The organism is Prauserella alba (assembly GCF_024171735.1).
In the GTDB taxonomy this organism is placed as follows: domain Bacteria; phylum Actinomycetota; class Actinomycetes; order Mycobacteriales; family Pseudonocardiaceae; genus Prauserella; species Prauserella alba.
The window spans coordinates 477,747-493,205 of sequence record NZ_JAMTCH010000004.1 but is presented as its reverse complement, the minus strand read 5'-3'; the positions used below and the strand labels follow the sequence as shown (position 1 = coordinate 493,205).

At 71.7% G+C, this 15,459-nt stretch carries 13 protein-coding genes; 9 read left to right on the top strand and 4 right to left on the bottom strand.

Annotation, left to right across the window (positions count from 1 at the left end; all coding sequences use genetic code 11):
* Positions 1–14: 14 nt before the first annotated feature.
* On the top strand, positions 15–1,658 hold the full coding sequence (locus tag LY12_RS11180; protein WP_308292101.1) for a thiamine pyrophosphate-binding protein: 1,644 nt from the start codon (positions 15–17) through the stop codon (positions 1,656–1,658).
* Between the two features lie 159 nt (positions 1,659–1,817).
* Positions 1,818–2,228, top strand: coding sequence for a CoA-binding protein (locus LY12_RS11175; RefSeq protein WP_253855729.1), 411 nt, complete (start codon positions 1,818–1,820; stop codon positions 2,226–2,228).
* A 57-nt stretch (positions 2,229–2,285) separates the two neighbouring features.
* Here the strand turns inward: LY12_RS11175 and LY12_RS11170 are convergent, their stop codons facing one another.
* Positions 2,286–2,822, bottom strand: a complete 537-nt coding sequence (locus LY12_RS11170; RefSeq protein WP_253855728.1) for a MarR family winged helix-turn-helix transcriptional regulator — start codon at positions 2,820–2,822, stop codon at positions 2,286–2,288.
* A gap of 60 nt (positions 2,823–2,882) precedes the next feature.
* On the opposite strand from LY12_RS11170, the gene LY12_RS11165 reads away from it, so the two are divergent.
* The 4 genes from LY12_RS11165 to LY12_RS11150 all read left to right on the top strand — a co-directional run bounded on the left by LY12_RS11165 (position 2,883) and on the right by LY12_RS11150 (position 7,622).
* A complete protein-coding gene (locus LY12_RS11165; RefSeq protein WP_253855726.1) occupies positions 2,883–3,599 on the top strand; it encodes an SDR family NAD(P)-dependent oxidoreductase in 717 nt (238 codons plus the stop codon).
* A gap of 183 nt (positions 3,600–3,782) precedes the next feature.
* Positions 3,783–4,955 carry an MFS transporter gene (locus LY12_RS11160; RefSeq protein ID WP_253855725.1) on the top strand — a complete coding sequence of 391 codons (1,173 nt, stop codon included), beginning with the start codon at positions 3,783–3,785 and terminating at the stop codon, positions 4,953–4,955.
* A gap of 170 nt (positions 4,956–5,125) precedes the next feature.
* Positions 5,126–6,190 carry a hypothetical protein gene (locus LY12_RS11155; RefSeq protein ID WP_253855723.1) on the top strand — a complete coding sequence of 355 codons (1,065 nt, stop codon included), beginning with the start codon at positions 5,126–5,128 and terminating at the stop codon, positions 6,188–6,190.
* Between the two features lie 61 nt (positions 6,191–6,251).
* Positions 6,252–7,622, top strand: a complete 1,371-nt coding sequence (locus LY12_RS11150; protein ID WP_253855722.1) for an FAD-binding oxidoreductase — start codon at positions 6,252–6,254, stop codon at positions 7,620–7,622.
* Between the two features lie 23 nt (positions 7,623–7,645).
* Here LY12_RS11150 and LY12_RS11145 read toward each other — a convergent pair whose 3' ends face one another.
* The 3 genes from LY12_RS11145 to LY12_RS11135 form a co-directional block, all read right to left on the bottom strand.
* Positions 7,646–9,103 (bottom strand): cytochrome P450, encoded by a 1,458-nt coding sequence (locus LY12_RS11145; RefSeq protein ID WP_253855719.1) that lies wholly within the window; start codon positions 9,101–9,103, stop codon positions 7,646–7,648.
* A 289-nt stretch (positions 9,104–9,392) separates the two neighbouring features.
* Positions 9,393–10,694 (bottom strand): cytochrome P450, encoded by a 1,302-nt coding sequence (locus tag LY12_RS11140; RefSeq protein WP_253855717.1) that lies wholly within the window; start codon positions 10,692–10,694, stop codon positions 9,393–9,395.
* Positions 10,695–10,810: 116 nt separating this feature from the next.
* On the bottom strand, positions 10,811–11,461 hold the full coding sequence (locus tag LY12_RS11135) for a TetR/AcrR family transcriptional regulator (protein ID WP_253855715.1): 651 nt from the start codon (positions 11,459–11,461) through the stop codon (positions 10,811–10,813).
* Positions 11,462–11,565: 104 nt separating this feature from the next.
* On the opposite strand from LY12_RS11135, the gene LY12_RS11130 reads away from it, so the two are divergent.
* The 3 genes from LY12_RS11130 to LY12_RS11120 are packed head-to-tail and all read left to right on the top strand — an operon-like array spanning position 11,566 to position 15,441.
* Positions 11,566–13,272, top strand: a complete 1,707-nt coding sequence (locus LY12_RS11130) for an MFS transporter (RefSeq protein WP_253855713.1) — start codon at positions 11,566–11,568, stop codon at positions 13,270–13,272.
* Positions 13,273–13,318: 46 nt separating this feature from the next.
* The gene (locus LY12_RS11125) at positions 13,319–14,767 is read left to right on the top strand and encodes a sensor histidine kinase (protein WP_253855711.1); all 1,449 of its coding nucleotides are present in this window, start codon (positions 13,319–13,321) and stop codon (positions 14,765–14,767) included.
* Positions 14,764–15,441: a response regulator gene (locus tag LY12_RS11120; RefSeq protein WP_253855709.1), complete on the top strand. Its 678-nt coding sequence runs from the start codon at positions 14,764–14,766 to the stop codon at positions 15,439–15,441. The genes LY12_RS11125 and LY12_RS11120 overlap by 4 nt, the downstream gene beginning before the upstream one ends.
* Positions 15,442–15,459 lie beyond the last annotated feature (18 nt).

The window sequence follows — 15,459 nt, the reverse complement described above, 5'->3', positions numbered from 1 at the left end:
CGTATCCTCTCGGCGTGGCAGCGACCGGAGGATGCACGGCAGGCAGGCGGCTCGCGGACGCACTGCGCGAGCTCGAGGTCGATCGGGCGTTCGGGTTGCCCGGCGTGCACAACCTGCCGGCGTGGAACGCGCTGTCCCAGCAGGGGGTCCGGCTGATCGGCGTGCGCCACGAGCAGTCGGCCGCGTTCGCCGCCGACGGTTACGCCCGCGCCACCGGGCGGCTCGGGGTGGCGGTGGTGACGACCGGTCCCGGAGCCGCGAACACCCTCGCGGCCGTCGGTGAGGCGCACGCGTCGGCGTCCCCGGTGATCGTCATCGCCACGGACGTGCCCGCCACCCTGCGGACTCCGGGCGTCGTGCGAGGGGCGCTGCACGAGACGTCGGACCAGGGCGCGATGTTCGCCCCGGTGACGAAGGCGACGCTGACCGCCGAGTCGCCGGACGACATCGCCCGCGTGGTCCGCAGAGCGGGCCGGATCGCGAGGCGGCCGCAGAGCGGCCCGGTGTACGTCGGCATTCCCGCGGACTTCCTCACCGCGGAGGCCGCCGATCCGGTGCCCGCCGAGTCGACGGAGGTGATCCATCGCGTCGACGTCGCCGCCCTGCTGCAGGCACGTGAACTGCTGAGCACGGCGCGGCGCCCGGTGATCTGGGCCGGCGGCGGGGCACTGCGCGCGGGTGCGGGCGAGGCGCTCGGGCAGCTGGCCGAATGCCTGGCGGCCCCGATCATCACCACCTACGCGGCCCGCGGCATCGTGCCGCCGGACCATCCGTGCCGGGCGTCGAACCCCGTGCACACCCCCGAGGTCGGCGCGCTGTGGGACGAGGCGGACGTCGTGCTCGCCGTCGGCACCGACTTCGACGGCATGATGACGCAGAACTGGCGGATGCCGAAGCCATCGACGCTGATCACCATCAACGTCGATCCCGCCGACGCGGCGAAGAACTATCCGCCGGATCTCCAGCTCACCGGTGACGCCCGCGAGGTCACCGAGAACCTGGCACTGGGCATGCCGCGGCGATCCGGCCTGACCGAGCTCTCGCGTAGGCTCGATGACATCGAGACCCGCGTGCGCAGGCGCATCCGTAGGGAGGAACCGCAGGCTGCGGAGCTGCTGACCGCGCTCGCCGAGACGGTGCCGGACGGTGCGGTGCTCGTCTCGGACATGTGCGTGGCCGGCTACTGGATCGGCGGTTTCTACCGCGTGCCCGCGCCGCGCAAACTGGCTTATCCGATGGGCTGGGGCACGCTCGGCTTCGGTTTTCCCGCGTCCCTCGGTGTCGCCGCCGCGGGCGGTGGCCGGGCGGTGTGCGTGACCGGCGACGGCGGATTCCTGTACGGCGTCGGCGAACTGGCCACCGCGATCCAGGAGAACCTGCCGATCACCGTGGTCGTGGTCGACGACAGTGGATACGGCATGCTCCGCTACGACCAGACGCGCGGTGGGCTGCCCCAGGAGGGCGTCGATCTCGTGACACCGGATTTCGTCGGGCTGGCGAAGTCCTTCGGGGTCGACGCCGACCGGGTCGACGGGTTCGGCCGCGCGTTCCGCAGGCGACTCCGCGAGTTCACGCGCTCGGAGGAGCCGAACCTGCTCGTCGTGGCCGCCGAGCTGAGTCCGCCGCTGAACACCTCGCCTCGCTGGTACCGCCGCTGACCCCGGGCGGCACCCGGGGCGCCGCGAAGGGCGGCCGAGGGGCGGCGTCGGCCGGCTGTGACGCCGCGTTGTGGCGCCGCGCTGTGACGCCGGTTGGCCCGTGCCGGTGGGTTCGCGGCGTGGGGTTTGCAGGTGCGTTCGCCACGTACGCTGGCCGTCATGAGTGATACCGCGACCGCAGAGCGGGTGCTGTCCGAGGCCACGACGATCGCCGTGGTGGGATTGAGTCGTGATGCCGCGAAGTCCGCGCATTCGGTGCCCGCGGCGATGCAGTCGGCGGGTTTCCGTGTGATCCCTGTCCATCCGTCGGCCGACGTGCTGCTGGGTGAGCGGGTGTACCACTCGCTCGGTGACGTCCCGGAGCCGGTGGACATCGTCGACGTGTTCCGCCCGTCCGCCGAGGCGGCCGGGGTTGCCAGGGAGGCTGCGGCGATCGGGGCGAAGGCGTTGTGGCTGCAGCAGGACATCGTCTCGGCGGAGGCGCGCACCGTCGCGGCCGAGGCGGGGATGGACTACGTCGAGGACCAGTGCATCGCCGTGGTCCGCGCGGTTGCCGGCATCACACGGTGATCCACGGCGTTGCGCGGTGATCCCCGCTCGCGCGACGCCTGTCGCGTGAGCGGGTCGTCACGCCTCGGCGCCCGGTCCGCCACTGCCCACATGGTCGACCGGCACGTCCCCGGTGTGCGCCAGGCACAACGTGTGGAGCAGACCGGCGAGGGCGTCGCGTTCGGACTCGTCGAGCACGGCCAGTAGCCGGTCCTCGTGGGCGAAGATCGCGCCCGCGGTGTCGTCCACGATCCGGCGCCCGGATTCGGTGAGGCGTACGAGAACGCTGCGGTCCTCGCCGGGTTCACGGGACACCCAGCCTTGACGTTCGGCCCGCGTCAGCCGTTGTGAGATCGCGGCAGGGGTGACGCCGTCGTACTCGGCGAGCTGCCGCGTGGTCAGCGCGTACGGTGCCCCGCTCCGGCGCAGCGTGCCGAGCAGGTCCATCAGTGCCGGGTCGATGCCTTGTCTGCTCAGCAGTTGCCGCCGTTCGATGCCGAACGTGTGGGCCAGGTGCCAGATCCGCGTGACGATCGCGATCGACGACGGGTCCAGGTCGGGCCGTTCCCGGCTCCACGCGGCCATGATGTGTGCTGCTCGATCCTGTTTGCTCACGGCCACGAGCCTACATTAAGGTCTTAACAGACAGCACGTTTAGACCTTAAGGAGAGCCTTGTGTACGTCGTCACCGGAGGCGGAACCGGAATCGGCAGGGCCGTCGCCTTGTCACTGCACCAGCGCGGCGAGCCTGTCCTCGTCGCCGGGCGCCGGCGCGCGCCGCTCGACGACGTCGCCGGTCACTCCGGCGGCGCGGTGCGGACCGTGTGCTGCGACCTGTCGACACCGGAGGGCGCACGGACGCTCGCCGCGGCGGTCGACGCCGACGTCGACGGGCTCGTGCACTGCGCGGGCGGCAACCCGGCCATCGGTGGCCCGGAAGCGTCGACGTTGGAGGCCGAAGCCGACCTGGTGCGGGAGACTCTCGACAGCAACGTCACGTCGGCGGCCCTGACCGTCTCCGCCCTGTCGGGCCACCTGGTCATGGGCGCTTCGGTCGTGCTCTTCGGGTCGATCGCGGCGGAACACGGTGTGGGCTATTACGGGCCGGCCAAGGCCGCGGTCGCCTCCTATGCACTCGGGTTGGCCGCCGCGTTCGGGCCGCGGAGGATCCGGGTCAACTGCATTTCGCCGGGCTACATCGCGGAGACCGAGTTCTTCGCGGGGACGATGACACCCGAACGAGAGGAGGAGCTGCGCGCGGCCACCACGCTCGGCAGGACCGGGGTTCCCGATGACGTCGTGGGCCTCACCGAGTTCCTGCTCTCGTCACGTTCGCAGCACATCACCGGCCAGAACCTCCACCTCGACGGCGGCGCCCACCCGACGCGGTAGGCGCGGCGGGCGTGCCGACGACGGATGAGCGGGCCGGTGGCGGTAAAACCCTGTCGGTCCCGGCACGTCGCAGGTATCGTGCAAGACATGTCTCCACCGTGACGCTCGACGTACCGCCGATGCCCGAAGAATCACCGCGGCGACCCCGTCGCCCGCCTGTCCCGGCGCGCCTGCGTCTGGGCGGTGCTCGCGGACGCGGTGCCGCTGTATCCGCTCTACGCGCTCTTGTTCAGCGCGCACGGCCTGTCCGACGCGGAGATCTCCGCGCTGCTGGCCGTCTGGTCGCTGACCGGCGTCGTCGCCGAGGTACCCACGGGTGCGCTCGCCGATCGCTTCTCCCGAACCGGCTCGATGGCCGCGGGCGGTGCGGTCCAGGCACTGGCCTACGTGCTGTGGACGGCCTTTCCCGGATTCGCCGCGTTCGCGGCCGGTTTCGTGCTGTGGGGCGTAGGCGGCACGCTCGTCTCCGGCGCCGTCGAGGCATGGCTGTACGACAGCCTCGTCGAACTCGGTGAGCCGGAACGATTCCGCCGGATCTACGGCCGGCTCGACGCCTGTGAACTGCTGGCGCAGGTGCCCGCCGCCCTCGGCGCGACCGTGCTGCTGCCCCTCGGAGGGTTCGAGCTGGTCGGCTGGGTCAGTGTCGCCACCTGCCTCGGCGCCGCCACCGCGACGGTCCGGCTTCCCGAACCCGCTCGATCCGACGACGGGGCTGTCTCCGCCGCAGGCGGCGTAGCCACCACCGAACCGGCCGAGCCCGGATACGTCGCCACGCTGCGAGCCGGGATCGTCGCCGCGGCGCGCGGTCCCGGCGTGCGCTCGGCGCTGCTGGTCGTGGCGCTGCTGACGTCGTTCGACAACATCGAGGAGTACTTCGGCCTGCTCGCCGAGGACTGGCACGTTCCGGTGCAGTGGGTGCCGCTCGCCGTGCTCGGTATCCCGCTGGCCGGAGCTGTCGGGGCCCTGATCGCAGCGCGTGTTCGCGACGCGTGGGCGACTCCACTGTTGGCAGCGGGCGTGGTGCTGTTCGCCGTCGCAGGACTGTGGGCGCATCCCGCGGGCCTGGCGCTGGTTGCGGTGTTCTACGCGCTGTACCGGGCGGTGCTCGTCGTCGTGGAGGCGCGGTTGCAGGAACGCATCACGAGTGACGCGCGGGCGACGGTCACGTCGATCGCCGGGGTCGGCACCGAGCTGGCGGGCCTCGTGCTGTTCGCCGCGTGGGCGCTCGCCGGACTCCCCGCCGCGCTGGTGCTGGCCGCGCTGATCGCCCTCGCCGTGACACCGGGGCTGCGCTCACGGAACCCTGGCCCTTCGGGGGCCGTCCGACCACACACCACGGGCGAAGGGACGCGGTGATGGACGAGCGGCGCAGTGGAGGTCCGGAAGCGGGCGCGGACGACCGGGCCACCGCGGCGGAGTAGGACGCCGAGCCGGGGGAGCCTGCCGAGGCGGAAACCGGTGGGCGCCCTGCTGCCGCGGACCGGCACGGGTGGTGGAAGCGGTCGAAGCGGTGGCACCGGATCGCCGTGCTGTGCGGCGCGGGTCTGGTTGCCGCGGCCGTCGCCGGGTTCGTCGTCGTGGCGGTGCACAACTCGTCGGCACCGGCCGACGCGGTCCGCGAGTACGTCGACACGATCGCGCGAGGGGATGCCGAGGCGGCGAACCGCATGGTGGATCCGGCGGCCTTCCCCGGACGCGAGATCGATACGTCGCTGCTGACCGATGCCGTGCTCGACTCCGCGCACCGGCTGAGCATCGAGAAGATCGAGGTCAGGGAGATCGACGGGGAGTCGGCGGACTCGGTGGTGTTCAGCCGGGGCGGTGCGATCGCCGAGGTTCACGTCGGTTACCTCGTCGAAGGCGCAGCGGAGTACCGCGGTGAGGCCACGCTGCGCGCACGGCTGAGCGGATCGACGCTCGGGTTGTGGGAACACTGGACGGTGATCGATCCGCTGGTCGTCCCCGCGTACGTCGAGTCCTCGCTGCAGCGGGTCGAGGGCGTCGCCGGGATGGAGGGAGCCACGATCGGCGACGCGCACGTGCCCGCGAACCGGCACGGTGTCGATGCCGTCAACCGCACCTACGTCCTGCTGTATCCGGGCGTGTACACGGTGCGCGGTGTCGAGTCGCCGTACTTCACGTCCGAGCCGGAGACGCTGGTCGCGGTGCGGCGGTCGTGGGACGCCGACGAATTCTGGCAACCGGCCGACCACACGCCGCCCCACGGCCTGGCGCGGGTCGGCTACGACGAGACCCCCGAGTTGCTGAACGCGGTCTCCGCGGAGCTGAAACGGCAGCTCACGGCGTGTGCCGAAGCCGTTCCCGATCCGCTGCCGCGGTGCCCGCACGGAATCGCGGGCTACCGCGAGATGACCGGCGCCACCATCGACCGATTTCCCGCGGTGCGCTCGTTGGGACTCGCACAGTCCGGCGGCAACGCGCCCCCGTACCTGTGGCTGCACACCGACAGCGACGGCCTGGTGGACGCCCACCTGTCCGACGGCACCGACGCGTCGGTGAGTTTCTTCGTGTCCGCCGAGGTGCGGATCGACGAGGCGGGCGAGGTGTCGGTGCGGCTGTCCGGTTGGTGACTCCGACGGCCGTCATCGATACCGGGACCGCCGACGGACGCAGCCGCATATCGTGGGGATCATGCTGCTCGAGGACCTGCGCCGTGACCTGCCCGCCGACCGACTCGTCGACGACCCGGACGTCGTCGCCGGATACGTCCACGACGAGGCCGAATGGGCGCCGCACGGCAAACCGGAGGTCGTCGTGCGACCACGCACGGCCGAAGAGGTCCAGACCGTGGTCCGCGCGTGCCTCGCGCACGGAACCCCGCTGGTCACGCGTGGTGCGGGCACGGGCCTGTCCGGCGGGGCGAACGCCGTCGACGGGTGCGTGCTGCTGTCCACCGAGCTGATGACGTCAGTGCGGGAGATCGACGAGTCCGAACGACTGGCCGTGGTCGAGCCGGGCGTGGTGAACGACGACCTGCGCGCGGCGTGCGCCGAACACGGCCTGTGGTATCCGCCGGACCCGGCCAGTGCCCCGTGGTCGACGATCGGCGGCAACGTCGCCACCAACGCGGGCGGGCTGTGCTGCGTCAAGTACGGCGTGACCCGGGATTACGTCCTCGGCTTGCAGGTCGTCACGGGCACCGGGGAGCTGGTGCGGCTCGGCAGGCGCACCGCGAAGGGCGTCGCCGGGTACGACCTCGCCGGGTTGATGGTCGGTTCGGAGGGCACGCTCGGCGTCGTCACCGAGGTCACGGTGAAGCTGCGGCCGCTGCGCGATCCGGAGCACACCGTTGCCGGGTACTTCTCCTCGATCGTCGACGCGGGACGCGCCGTCGCCGCGGTCGCCGACGCGGGAATCACCCCGTCCGCGCTGGAACTGGTCGACCGGCACTGCCTCGCCGCCGTCGACGCGTGGAAGAACATGGGGCTGTCGGTCGAGGCCGACGTCGTGCTGCTCGGCCGTACGGACGCGCCGGGCGCGGCGGGCGAGCAGGAGGCCGACCGTATGCTGGCCTGTTTCGAGCAGGGCGGCGCCACGTGGGCCGCACGGTCGACGGATCAGGAGGAGGCCGACGCGCTGTTCGCGGCCCGCCGCCTGGCCTACCCGGCGCTGGAACGGCTCGGTCCGCTGCTCACCGAGGACGTGTGCGTGCCGAAGGCCGCCGTGCCGGAGATGCTGGCCCGGATCGAGGCGGCTGCGACGCGGCACGACACCCGGATCGCCAACATCGCGCACGCGGGCGACGGCAACCTCCACCCGCTGCTGAGCACACCTCCCGGGGACGACGCCGCCCGCGAGCGTGCGCAGGAGGCGTTCCACGACATCATCCGCGACGCCCTCGAACTCGGCGGCACCGTCACCGGTGAACACGGCGTGGGGCTGCTCAAGAAGGACGGGCTCGGCTCGGAGTTGGACGGCGAGGTCGTCGCCATGCACCGGGCGGTCAAGACCGCGCTCGACCCGCACGGCATCCTCAACCCCGGCAAGGTCATTCCGGACTGACACCCGCTCCGGCGACGGGCCCGTCAACGGCGGTGCAGGTGTATCGGCAATCCGTCGGCGGGCACCGGCAGCGAGGTGTTGTCCCAGCGTGGGTGCACCCCTTCGGGCACGGACCACGTGTAGGTGCGCAGCACCTCGTGGAGGATCGCCTTCACCTCGAGCGTGCCGAAGTGCATGCCGATGCACTTGTGCACCCCGCCGCCGAACGGGATCCACGCGAACCGATGCCCGCCGTCCTCGCGGCGGGACGCGGAGAAGCGGTCCGGATCGAACCGATCCGGGCCGGTCCAGATGCCGGGGTCGAAGTGATTCACGCCCGGCGCCGCGACGACGGCTGTCCCGGCGGGGACGTGATGACCGGCGATCTCGGTGGGTTTCACGGTCATCCGCATCAGCGTCGGCACCGGTGCCACGAGCCGCAGCGACTCCTTGATGATCAGGTCGAGCGTCGTGAGGCTTTCCAGCGCGTGGATGCCGGGGACGTCGTCGCCGAGGGCGAGCGACTCCTCACGGGCGCGTTGCTGCCACTCCGGGTGCTTGCCGAGATAGTGCGCCGCGGCGCTGGTGGTGATCGTCGAGGTGTCGTGCGCGGCCATCATCAGGAAGATCATGTGGTTGACGACGTCGTCGTCACTGAACCGCTCGCCGTCGTCGGTGGCCGCCTGGCAGAGTCCGGCGAACAGGTCCGAGCCGGCGGATTCCCGCGCCGCGGGCAGGTGCCTGCGGAAGTAGCGTTCCAGGGTCCTGCGGCCCTGCACGCCCGCGCGGAACCGGGTCCCGGGCAGCGGGTACCGCACGATCGACGTCGCAGCGCGCACGGCGGCGACGAACGCCCGGTTGATCTCGTCGAGGTTCTCGTCGCCGCCGCGGCCGCCCATGAACACCTGCGTCGCCACGTCCAGCGTGAGTTGCTTGAGCAGCCAGTAGATGCGCACCGGCCGGTCGGCGGTCCACTGTGGAACACTCGCCCGCACCGAAGGGCCCAGCTGATCGACGTAGCCGGTCAACCGGTCGCGGGTGAATGCGGACTGCATGATCCGGCGGTGCATGCGGTGCTCGTCGAAGTCGAGGAGCATCAGGCCGCGGTGGAAGAACTCGTCGATCAGCTGGGTCCAGCCCTCCTGGGAGAAGGCCTTGTCCTTGTTGACGAGGACCTGCTGGGTGGCGTCGGGGCCGCCGACGGTCACCACGTCGGGGCCGACCGAGCCCATCCACGACACCGGGCCGAACCGTTCGTAGCGGTCCCGCAGGAACTCGTTGCCGAACCGGATGTAGCTGAGCGTGTGGCCCACGAGAGGCGGGCCGTGGTCCCCGCGCACCGGTCTCAGGCCGCTGCCGTCCGGAGGCGGTGCCAGGGAGCCGACCCGGCCGCGGGTCGCGCGCAGCCACGCCTCGTCGACGGCTCGCGGGGCGGGCGCCGCGAGTACGGACGACAGCCGCTCGCGCGCCGCCCGGTTCGTGCGTTCCACCAGTGAAACCATGGGAACTCCCGTCGCAGAAACGGATTCGCGGAACTCGCTACCCTTGGGGTCTACAGTGGACGATCGATACCGGTACCGCCGATGGTCGTGATGACGATGCCGGCGACGTCCCGTTGCCGGTGGCCGAACGGCGGGAGTCGCCCACCTCCCCGTTCCATCCGCCCCGTTCCATCCGCGCCTCCTCGCGTCGAGCGGACATGCCGGGACCTGATCTTGACCGGCGACCGCCAGCATCCAACTGACAACCGTGCATGTCAACATCGGCCGAACGGGTGGCGGACGGTGAACCTCAGGTCAACCGGGCCGGGAGCGTCTCGTATCCCCGCAGGATGCGTGTCGGCCGGTGTTCGGCACCCGGCAGCAGCCGCAGGCCGGGGAAGCGGTCGAACAGGGCGCGCAGCCCGACCTCGCCCTCCATGCGGGCCAGTGCGGCACCCAGGCAGTAGTGCCGGCCCGAGGAGAACGCGATGTGCTCGCGGGCGTTCGGCCGTGTCACGTCGAACGTGTGCGGGTCGTCGAACACCTCGGGGTCCCGGTTGGCACCCGCCAACAGCGTCGTCACGAGCGCACCCGCGCGGACCCTGGTGCCCGCGATCTCGGTGTCGCGCACGGTGGTGCGGCCGGTGAGCAGCACGGGCGGGTCGAACCGCAGGATCTCGTCGACCGCGCCGGGCCACAGCGACGGATCCTGGCGCACCTTGTCGAGCTGTTCGGGGTGCTCACGCAGTAGTGCGATCCCATTACCCAGCAGGTTCACGGTCGTCTCGAACCCGGCCGCGAGTACCAGGCCCGCCGTCGCGCGGAGTTCCTTGTCGTCCAGGCCAACGCCGTCCTCACGCGCCTCGACGAGCTTGCTCAGCAGGTTGTCGCCCGGGTCGGCCTTAAGCGCGGCGAGGTGATCGCCCAGCCACGCGTCGAACTCGTCCAGTGCGCGGTCGGTGTCGCGGAACTGCCGCCACGACATGCCCATGTCGAGACTCGGGGCGGCCGCGGTGCCGAGGGTGAGGACCTTGTGCCGTTCGTGGTCCGGGACGCCGAGGATCTCGGCGATCACGGTCACCGGCAACAGGCTGCAGTAGGTCTCGACGAGGTCGACCTCGTCATCCGCCTGTGCTCGGGCTTCCAGGGCGTCCAGTAGCTCGGCTGCGATCTCCTCGGTGCGCCTGCGCAGGTTCTCCACCGCGCGGGCGGTGAACACGCGGGTCACGAGCTTGCGGTAGCGGGTGTGCTCGGGAGGCTCGGTCGCCAGCATCGACGGCGCCTCGACCGGATGCAGGTGGTTCGAGGCCGACCAGGTGCTCAGCCTGCCGAGTACGCCGTCCACGCGGTCGATCCCGGCGCGCACGTCCTGCGAGGTCAGGACGTCGCGGACGACGGAATGCCGTGAGACCAGGTAGGAGTACTTCCCGCGGACGACCGGTCCGCGGCCGTGGACCTCGTCGAACAGGCCCGTCAGTCCCCTCGTCGGGGTCTCCGCGGACTCGGTGAACAGTCTCGCCTGCAGGTCGCCTTCTCCCGCGGCACGGCGGAGTGCGACGCGGGGAATCGCATGGGTCACGCTCCAGCGCACGGCCTTCTTCGCGACGGACACCGTTGGCCTCCCGTTGTCTACTGCCGAGTAGGTACGGGGTCCAGTCTGCCCCCGACCATCCGCCGGGAAAAGGGGGACGCTTCGAGCGCGTCGCGCGGGACGTCCGTGATCGCGCCTCAGCCGCGCCGGCCCGCACCGGCCAGCGCGACGATCGAGGATTCGAGGGCGCGGCGCAGCGTGTCGAGCTCGGGAGCCCCGGGCGGGTGCTGCAGCATCCGGTGAGCGAAGCCGTCGGTCAGCGCGATGATCGCGTGCGCCAGCTCCCCGGTGTCCATGCCGGGGGCCGGGTCGCCGCGGGTCGTGTCGTCGGGGGCGGTGTCGGCGGACGCTGTGTCGGCGGGGGCTGTGTCGGCGGACGTCGCGTCGAGGGAGGCGACGAGCCGCTCGTGCAGCCGGGCGTAGCTCGCGGCGATGCGCTCGGCCCAGCGCGGGAGATAGGCCGCTCGGGCGGTGAACGCCCACAACAGGGCGTTCTCCGCGCGGGTGTGCTCGTCGAGGGGCAGTACCTGGCGCAGATAGTCGGCCAGCGGAGCGTCGTCCGGTAGCGCGTTCCAGCGTTCGACGAGCCGTTCGTCGGAGAGGTCGAGTGCGCACAGCAGCAGCTCGTCCTTGGTGGTGAAGTACTTCTGTACCGCGCCCGCCGACATTCCGGCCTCGGTCGCGACGGCGCGGATGCTCACCGATTCGAGCCCCTCCGTTGCGGCCAGGCGCAGCGTCGCGTCGGCGATGGTGAGCCTGCGGGCCTCCCGGTCGACGACTTTCGGCATCGGTCCTCTCCCCGTCGATCCCACGACAGTGGCGGCGGGTGAGCCTCTCACGTCGCCCCGGTTTCGGATACGATCGTATCCGAAACCGTGATGTGGGGGAGACCATGACGCAACGGGCCGCATCGCAGCGCGACGAAGGGCGCCGTCAGCCCACGAGGGACAGGCGCAGCGCCCGCGGCAACGAACTCGCCGCGGGGCTGGCACGCGGACCGGTCGAGGTCCTGGACTTCGTCCTCCCGCTGTGGGCGGGGAGTGTGCTCGGGCTGTCCCCGTCGGCCATCGGCGTGCTGACGGCCACCGAAACGCTCGTGTCGCTGCTGGCACGCCCGGTGGCCGGCGCGCTGGCCGACCGGGCGGATCGCGGACGGGTCGCCGCCGCGGGTGCGCTGCTGTACGCGCTGTCGTTCGCCGGCTACGCGGTGGCGGGCGGGCAGACCATGGCGATGGCGGCGGCGGTCGTGGGCGGTATCGGCGGTGCGTTGTTCTGGGTGGCGCTCCGGGCCAGGGTCGCCGAGGGCCTCACCGATGATTCGGGCGCGTTCGCCAAGCTGTTCGCCGCGGAGGGAACCGGCACGTGGATCGCCTTCGTCGTGGCGCTCACCGCGGTGTCGCAGATCGACTACGCGGGCGTGTTCTGGCTCGGCGCCGCGGCCTCGGCGGGCGCCGCGGTGGTGCTCGCCGGCGGTGGACCTTCGCGCGGCTCGGCGAGGGAACCGGTGCCCGCGTTCCGCGCCCTCGGCAGGCGGCTGTGGCCGCTGCTCGGCGTGGTCGCGCTCACCGCGCTCGCCGAGACGGGCGTGGCGCTGTTGCTGATGCTGCACCTGCAGCGAGGGCACGACCTCGACATCGGCGCTATCGCGGCCGTCTTCCTGCCCGGATTCATCGTCTACAGCACGATCCCGGAGTACCTGCACGGCGTGGTGACCCGGCTGGGCAGGACGACCGTCGTGTCGGTGGCGCTGGGGTGCAGCGCGGTGTTCGCGGGCACACTCGCGTTCGCGCCCAATCCATGGGTGATCGCGGGCGCCTGGATCCTCGCGGCTGCGGCGTTCGCGGCGGCGATCCCCGTCGAGCAGGCCGCCGTCGCCGAGGCGGCGGGCGTCAGCCTGGGCCGCGGAATGGCGGTGTACGAGAGCGCGGTGCTACTCGGCGCGACGGCCGGTGCCGCGAGCGCAGGGGCCCTCTACGAGATCGACGGCGGCTGGCAGCTCGCGTGCGGTTTCGCCGCGGGCGTGCTCGCCGTGGCCGCGGTGCTGATGCGCATCGCACTGCGGAAGGTCGGCGTGACCGACCGGCCCGCACCGACGCCGGGAACCGCGGACCCGGCGACCACCCCTGAACAGGGGGCCACCGAGGACTCGCAGTCGGCTGCGGGGGCCGATACCGCGGCGAGCACGCCGGCCGGATCGACCACCGCCGCGGCGGCCGCATCCACATCCGCAGTCCTGCCCCAGCAGCCCCGGGATCCCGATGAAGGCACGGAATCCGGGGCGGAATCCGGCACGGTGCCGCACAGTGAAACGGAGACGGTGATGACCGACGCGGAAACCACACGGAATCGGGAGAAGGCCTCGCCGCTGCAGGCGTGGGGCGTGCACGCGGCGGTGTATGTCGTCGCGCAGATCGCACTGGGTATCGCGGGCTACAGCTGGCCGGTCGAAACCGTGCTCGGCTGGCCGCACGAGGCGGAGTACTTCTGGAACTCCTCGGGACACTGGTTGCTCAACGCCGGCCGGATCTGGACGTTCATCTTCGTGCTCGACACCGTGTGGTCGGTCGGCCGCGCCCTGCTGTCCCGACGGAGCCGATGACGCGTAACGCCTCCGGGTCGGCGGGCGGCGGGATACGGTACCGGGCATGATGTCCCGTACCGATCCCGGCGTGGTGCGCCGGGCAGCGGCGTGGAGCGAATGGCGCAGGCCTCGCCCGGATCCGCCGATCCAGCGCTCGGACGTGGCGATCACGGCCGGGGTGTTCGCCGGCATGATCATCGCGATGCTGGCGGTCAACGGCATGGGGGCCCAGACCTTCGGGACCGCTCCGTCGCTGGCGGAACAGCTGGTCTGGGGCACCGGGCTGTCGCTGCCGCTCGTGGCGAGGCGGCGATTCCCCGTCGCGGTGCTGCTGTTCGTCGGGGCGGTGTTCATCGCAGCGCAGGCGCGCCAGATCGGAGACAACACCGTGCCGTCGGTGTGCGTGTTCCTCGCGAGCTACAGCGTGGGCGCGTGGGAGCGGAACCGCAGCCTGGCGCGCTGGTCGCGGGTCGCGGTGATCATCGCGATGTTCCTGTGGCTCGCCGCCTCGTTCATCTGGGCGATGGCCGAGGACCTGCCCGAATTCCCCGGGTCACAGGGGCCGTTCGAGCCGGTCCTCGCGTCGGTCGTGTACGCACTCCTGTTCAACGGCGTGTTCTTCGCAGCCGCGTACTTCTTCGGGAACATGGCCTGGGAGACGGCGCGCCGCCGAGCCGAGCTGGAACAGCGCAACGACCAGTTGCGCCGGTCGCAGGAGGAGAACCTCCGCGGGGCGCTCGTCGCGGAGCGGGTACGGATCGCCCGGGACCTCCACGACGTCGTAGCGCACAGTGTGGCGGTGATGGGGGTCCAGGCGGGCGCCGCGCGCCGCATGCTCGACCGCGATCCCGTGCTGGCAGGCGAGGCGTTGCAGACGGTGGAGGAGACGGCCCGGTCGGCGATCGGCGAACTGCGCGGACTGCTGGGCGTGCTGCGGTCGGAACCCGATCCTGCCGAGCTCGACGGCGGCCCGGCGGTGGGCGCCGGTGAAGGTGCCGACCACGGCGCTGCAGATGACGGGACGGCGGGTCACGGGACGGCGGGCCGTGACGTGACGGACGGCGACGAGGGCGAGCTCGGCAGGCGCGCGGCGTCGCCCGGCCTGGGCGACATTCCGGAGTTGGTGTCCAGAATGGACGCGACGGGTATCGAGGCGCGGTACGGCGTCTACGGCGAGGAGCGGCCGGTGCCGGATGCGGTGGCGTTGTCGGCCTACCGCATCGCGCAGGAGGCGCTGACCAACGTCGCCAAGCATTCCGGGGCCGCCGAGGTCGAGGTGCGGCTGCGGTACCTGGCGAGTTCCCTCGAGGTCGAGATCGTCGACGACGGCTACGGCCGGCCGTCGGAGGGCGGCAGCGGTCTCGGCCAGGCGGGAATGCGGGAACGTGCCGCGGTGCACGGCGGCCGGGTCGAGGTGGGTCCGCGGGGTAGCGGACGGGGCTACCGGGTGTGGGTGAGCGTGCCGCTCGGCCCGCGTCCGGTGCCGCGTCGGACGCAGGAGGGGACCGGATGACCGAGTCGTTGCGGGTCGTGCTGGTGGACGACCAGGACCTGGTACGGGCGGGGTTCCGGGTCATCCTGGGAGCCGAGCCCGACGTGACGGTCGTCGGCGAGGCGGGCGACGGACGGGAGGCGGTCCGGCTGGCCGGCGAGCTGCGCCCGGACGTCGTCCTGATGGACGTGCAGATGCCCGAGGTGGACGGCCTCGAGGCGACGCGCCGCATCCTCGGCGAGCAGGCGGGCTCGGCAGCCCCGACCAAGGTCGTCATCCTCACGACGTTCGATCGGGAGGACTACCTGTTCGAGGCACTGCAGGCGGGCGCGAGCGGGTTCCTGTTGAAGAACGCCTCGCCGGAGGATCTCGTCGAGTCGGTGCGCATCGTCGCCCGCGGGGACGCGCTGCTGTCGCCGGAGGTCACGCGCCGCGTCATCGCGCGGTTCAGTGCCCCGCCCGCCGCACCGTTGCCGGCGACCAGGCCGGACGTGCTGACCGAACGCGAGTACGAGGTGCTGGTCATGTTGGCGCGGGGCGCCTCCAACGGGGAGATCGCCGAGCGGTTCGTCGTCAGCGAGGCGACGGTGAAGACGCACGTGTCGCGCGTGCTGACGAAGCTCGAGCTGCGCGACCGGACGCACGCCGTGGTGTTCGCCTACGAGAACGGGATCGTGGCCCCCGGCACGGCATGACCGACCGGCCCGCCGCCG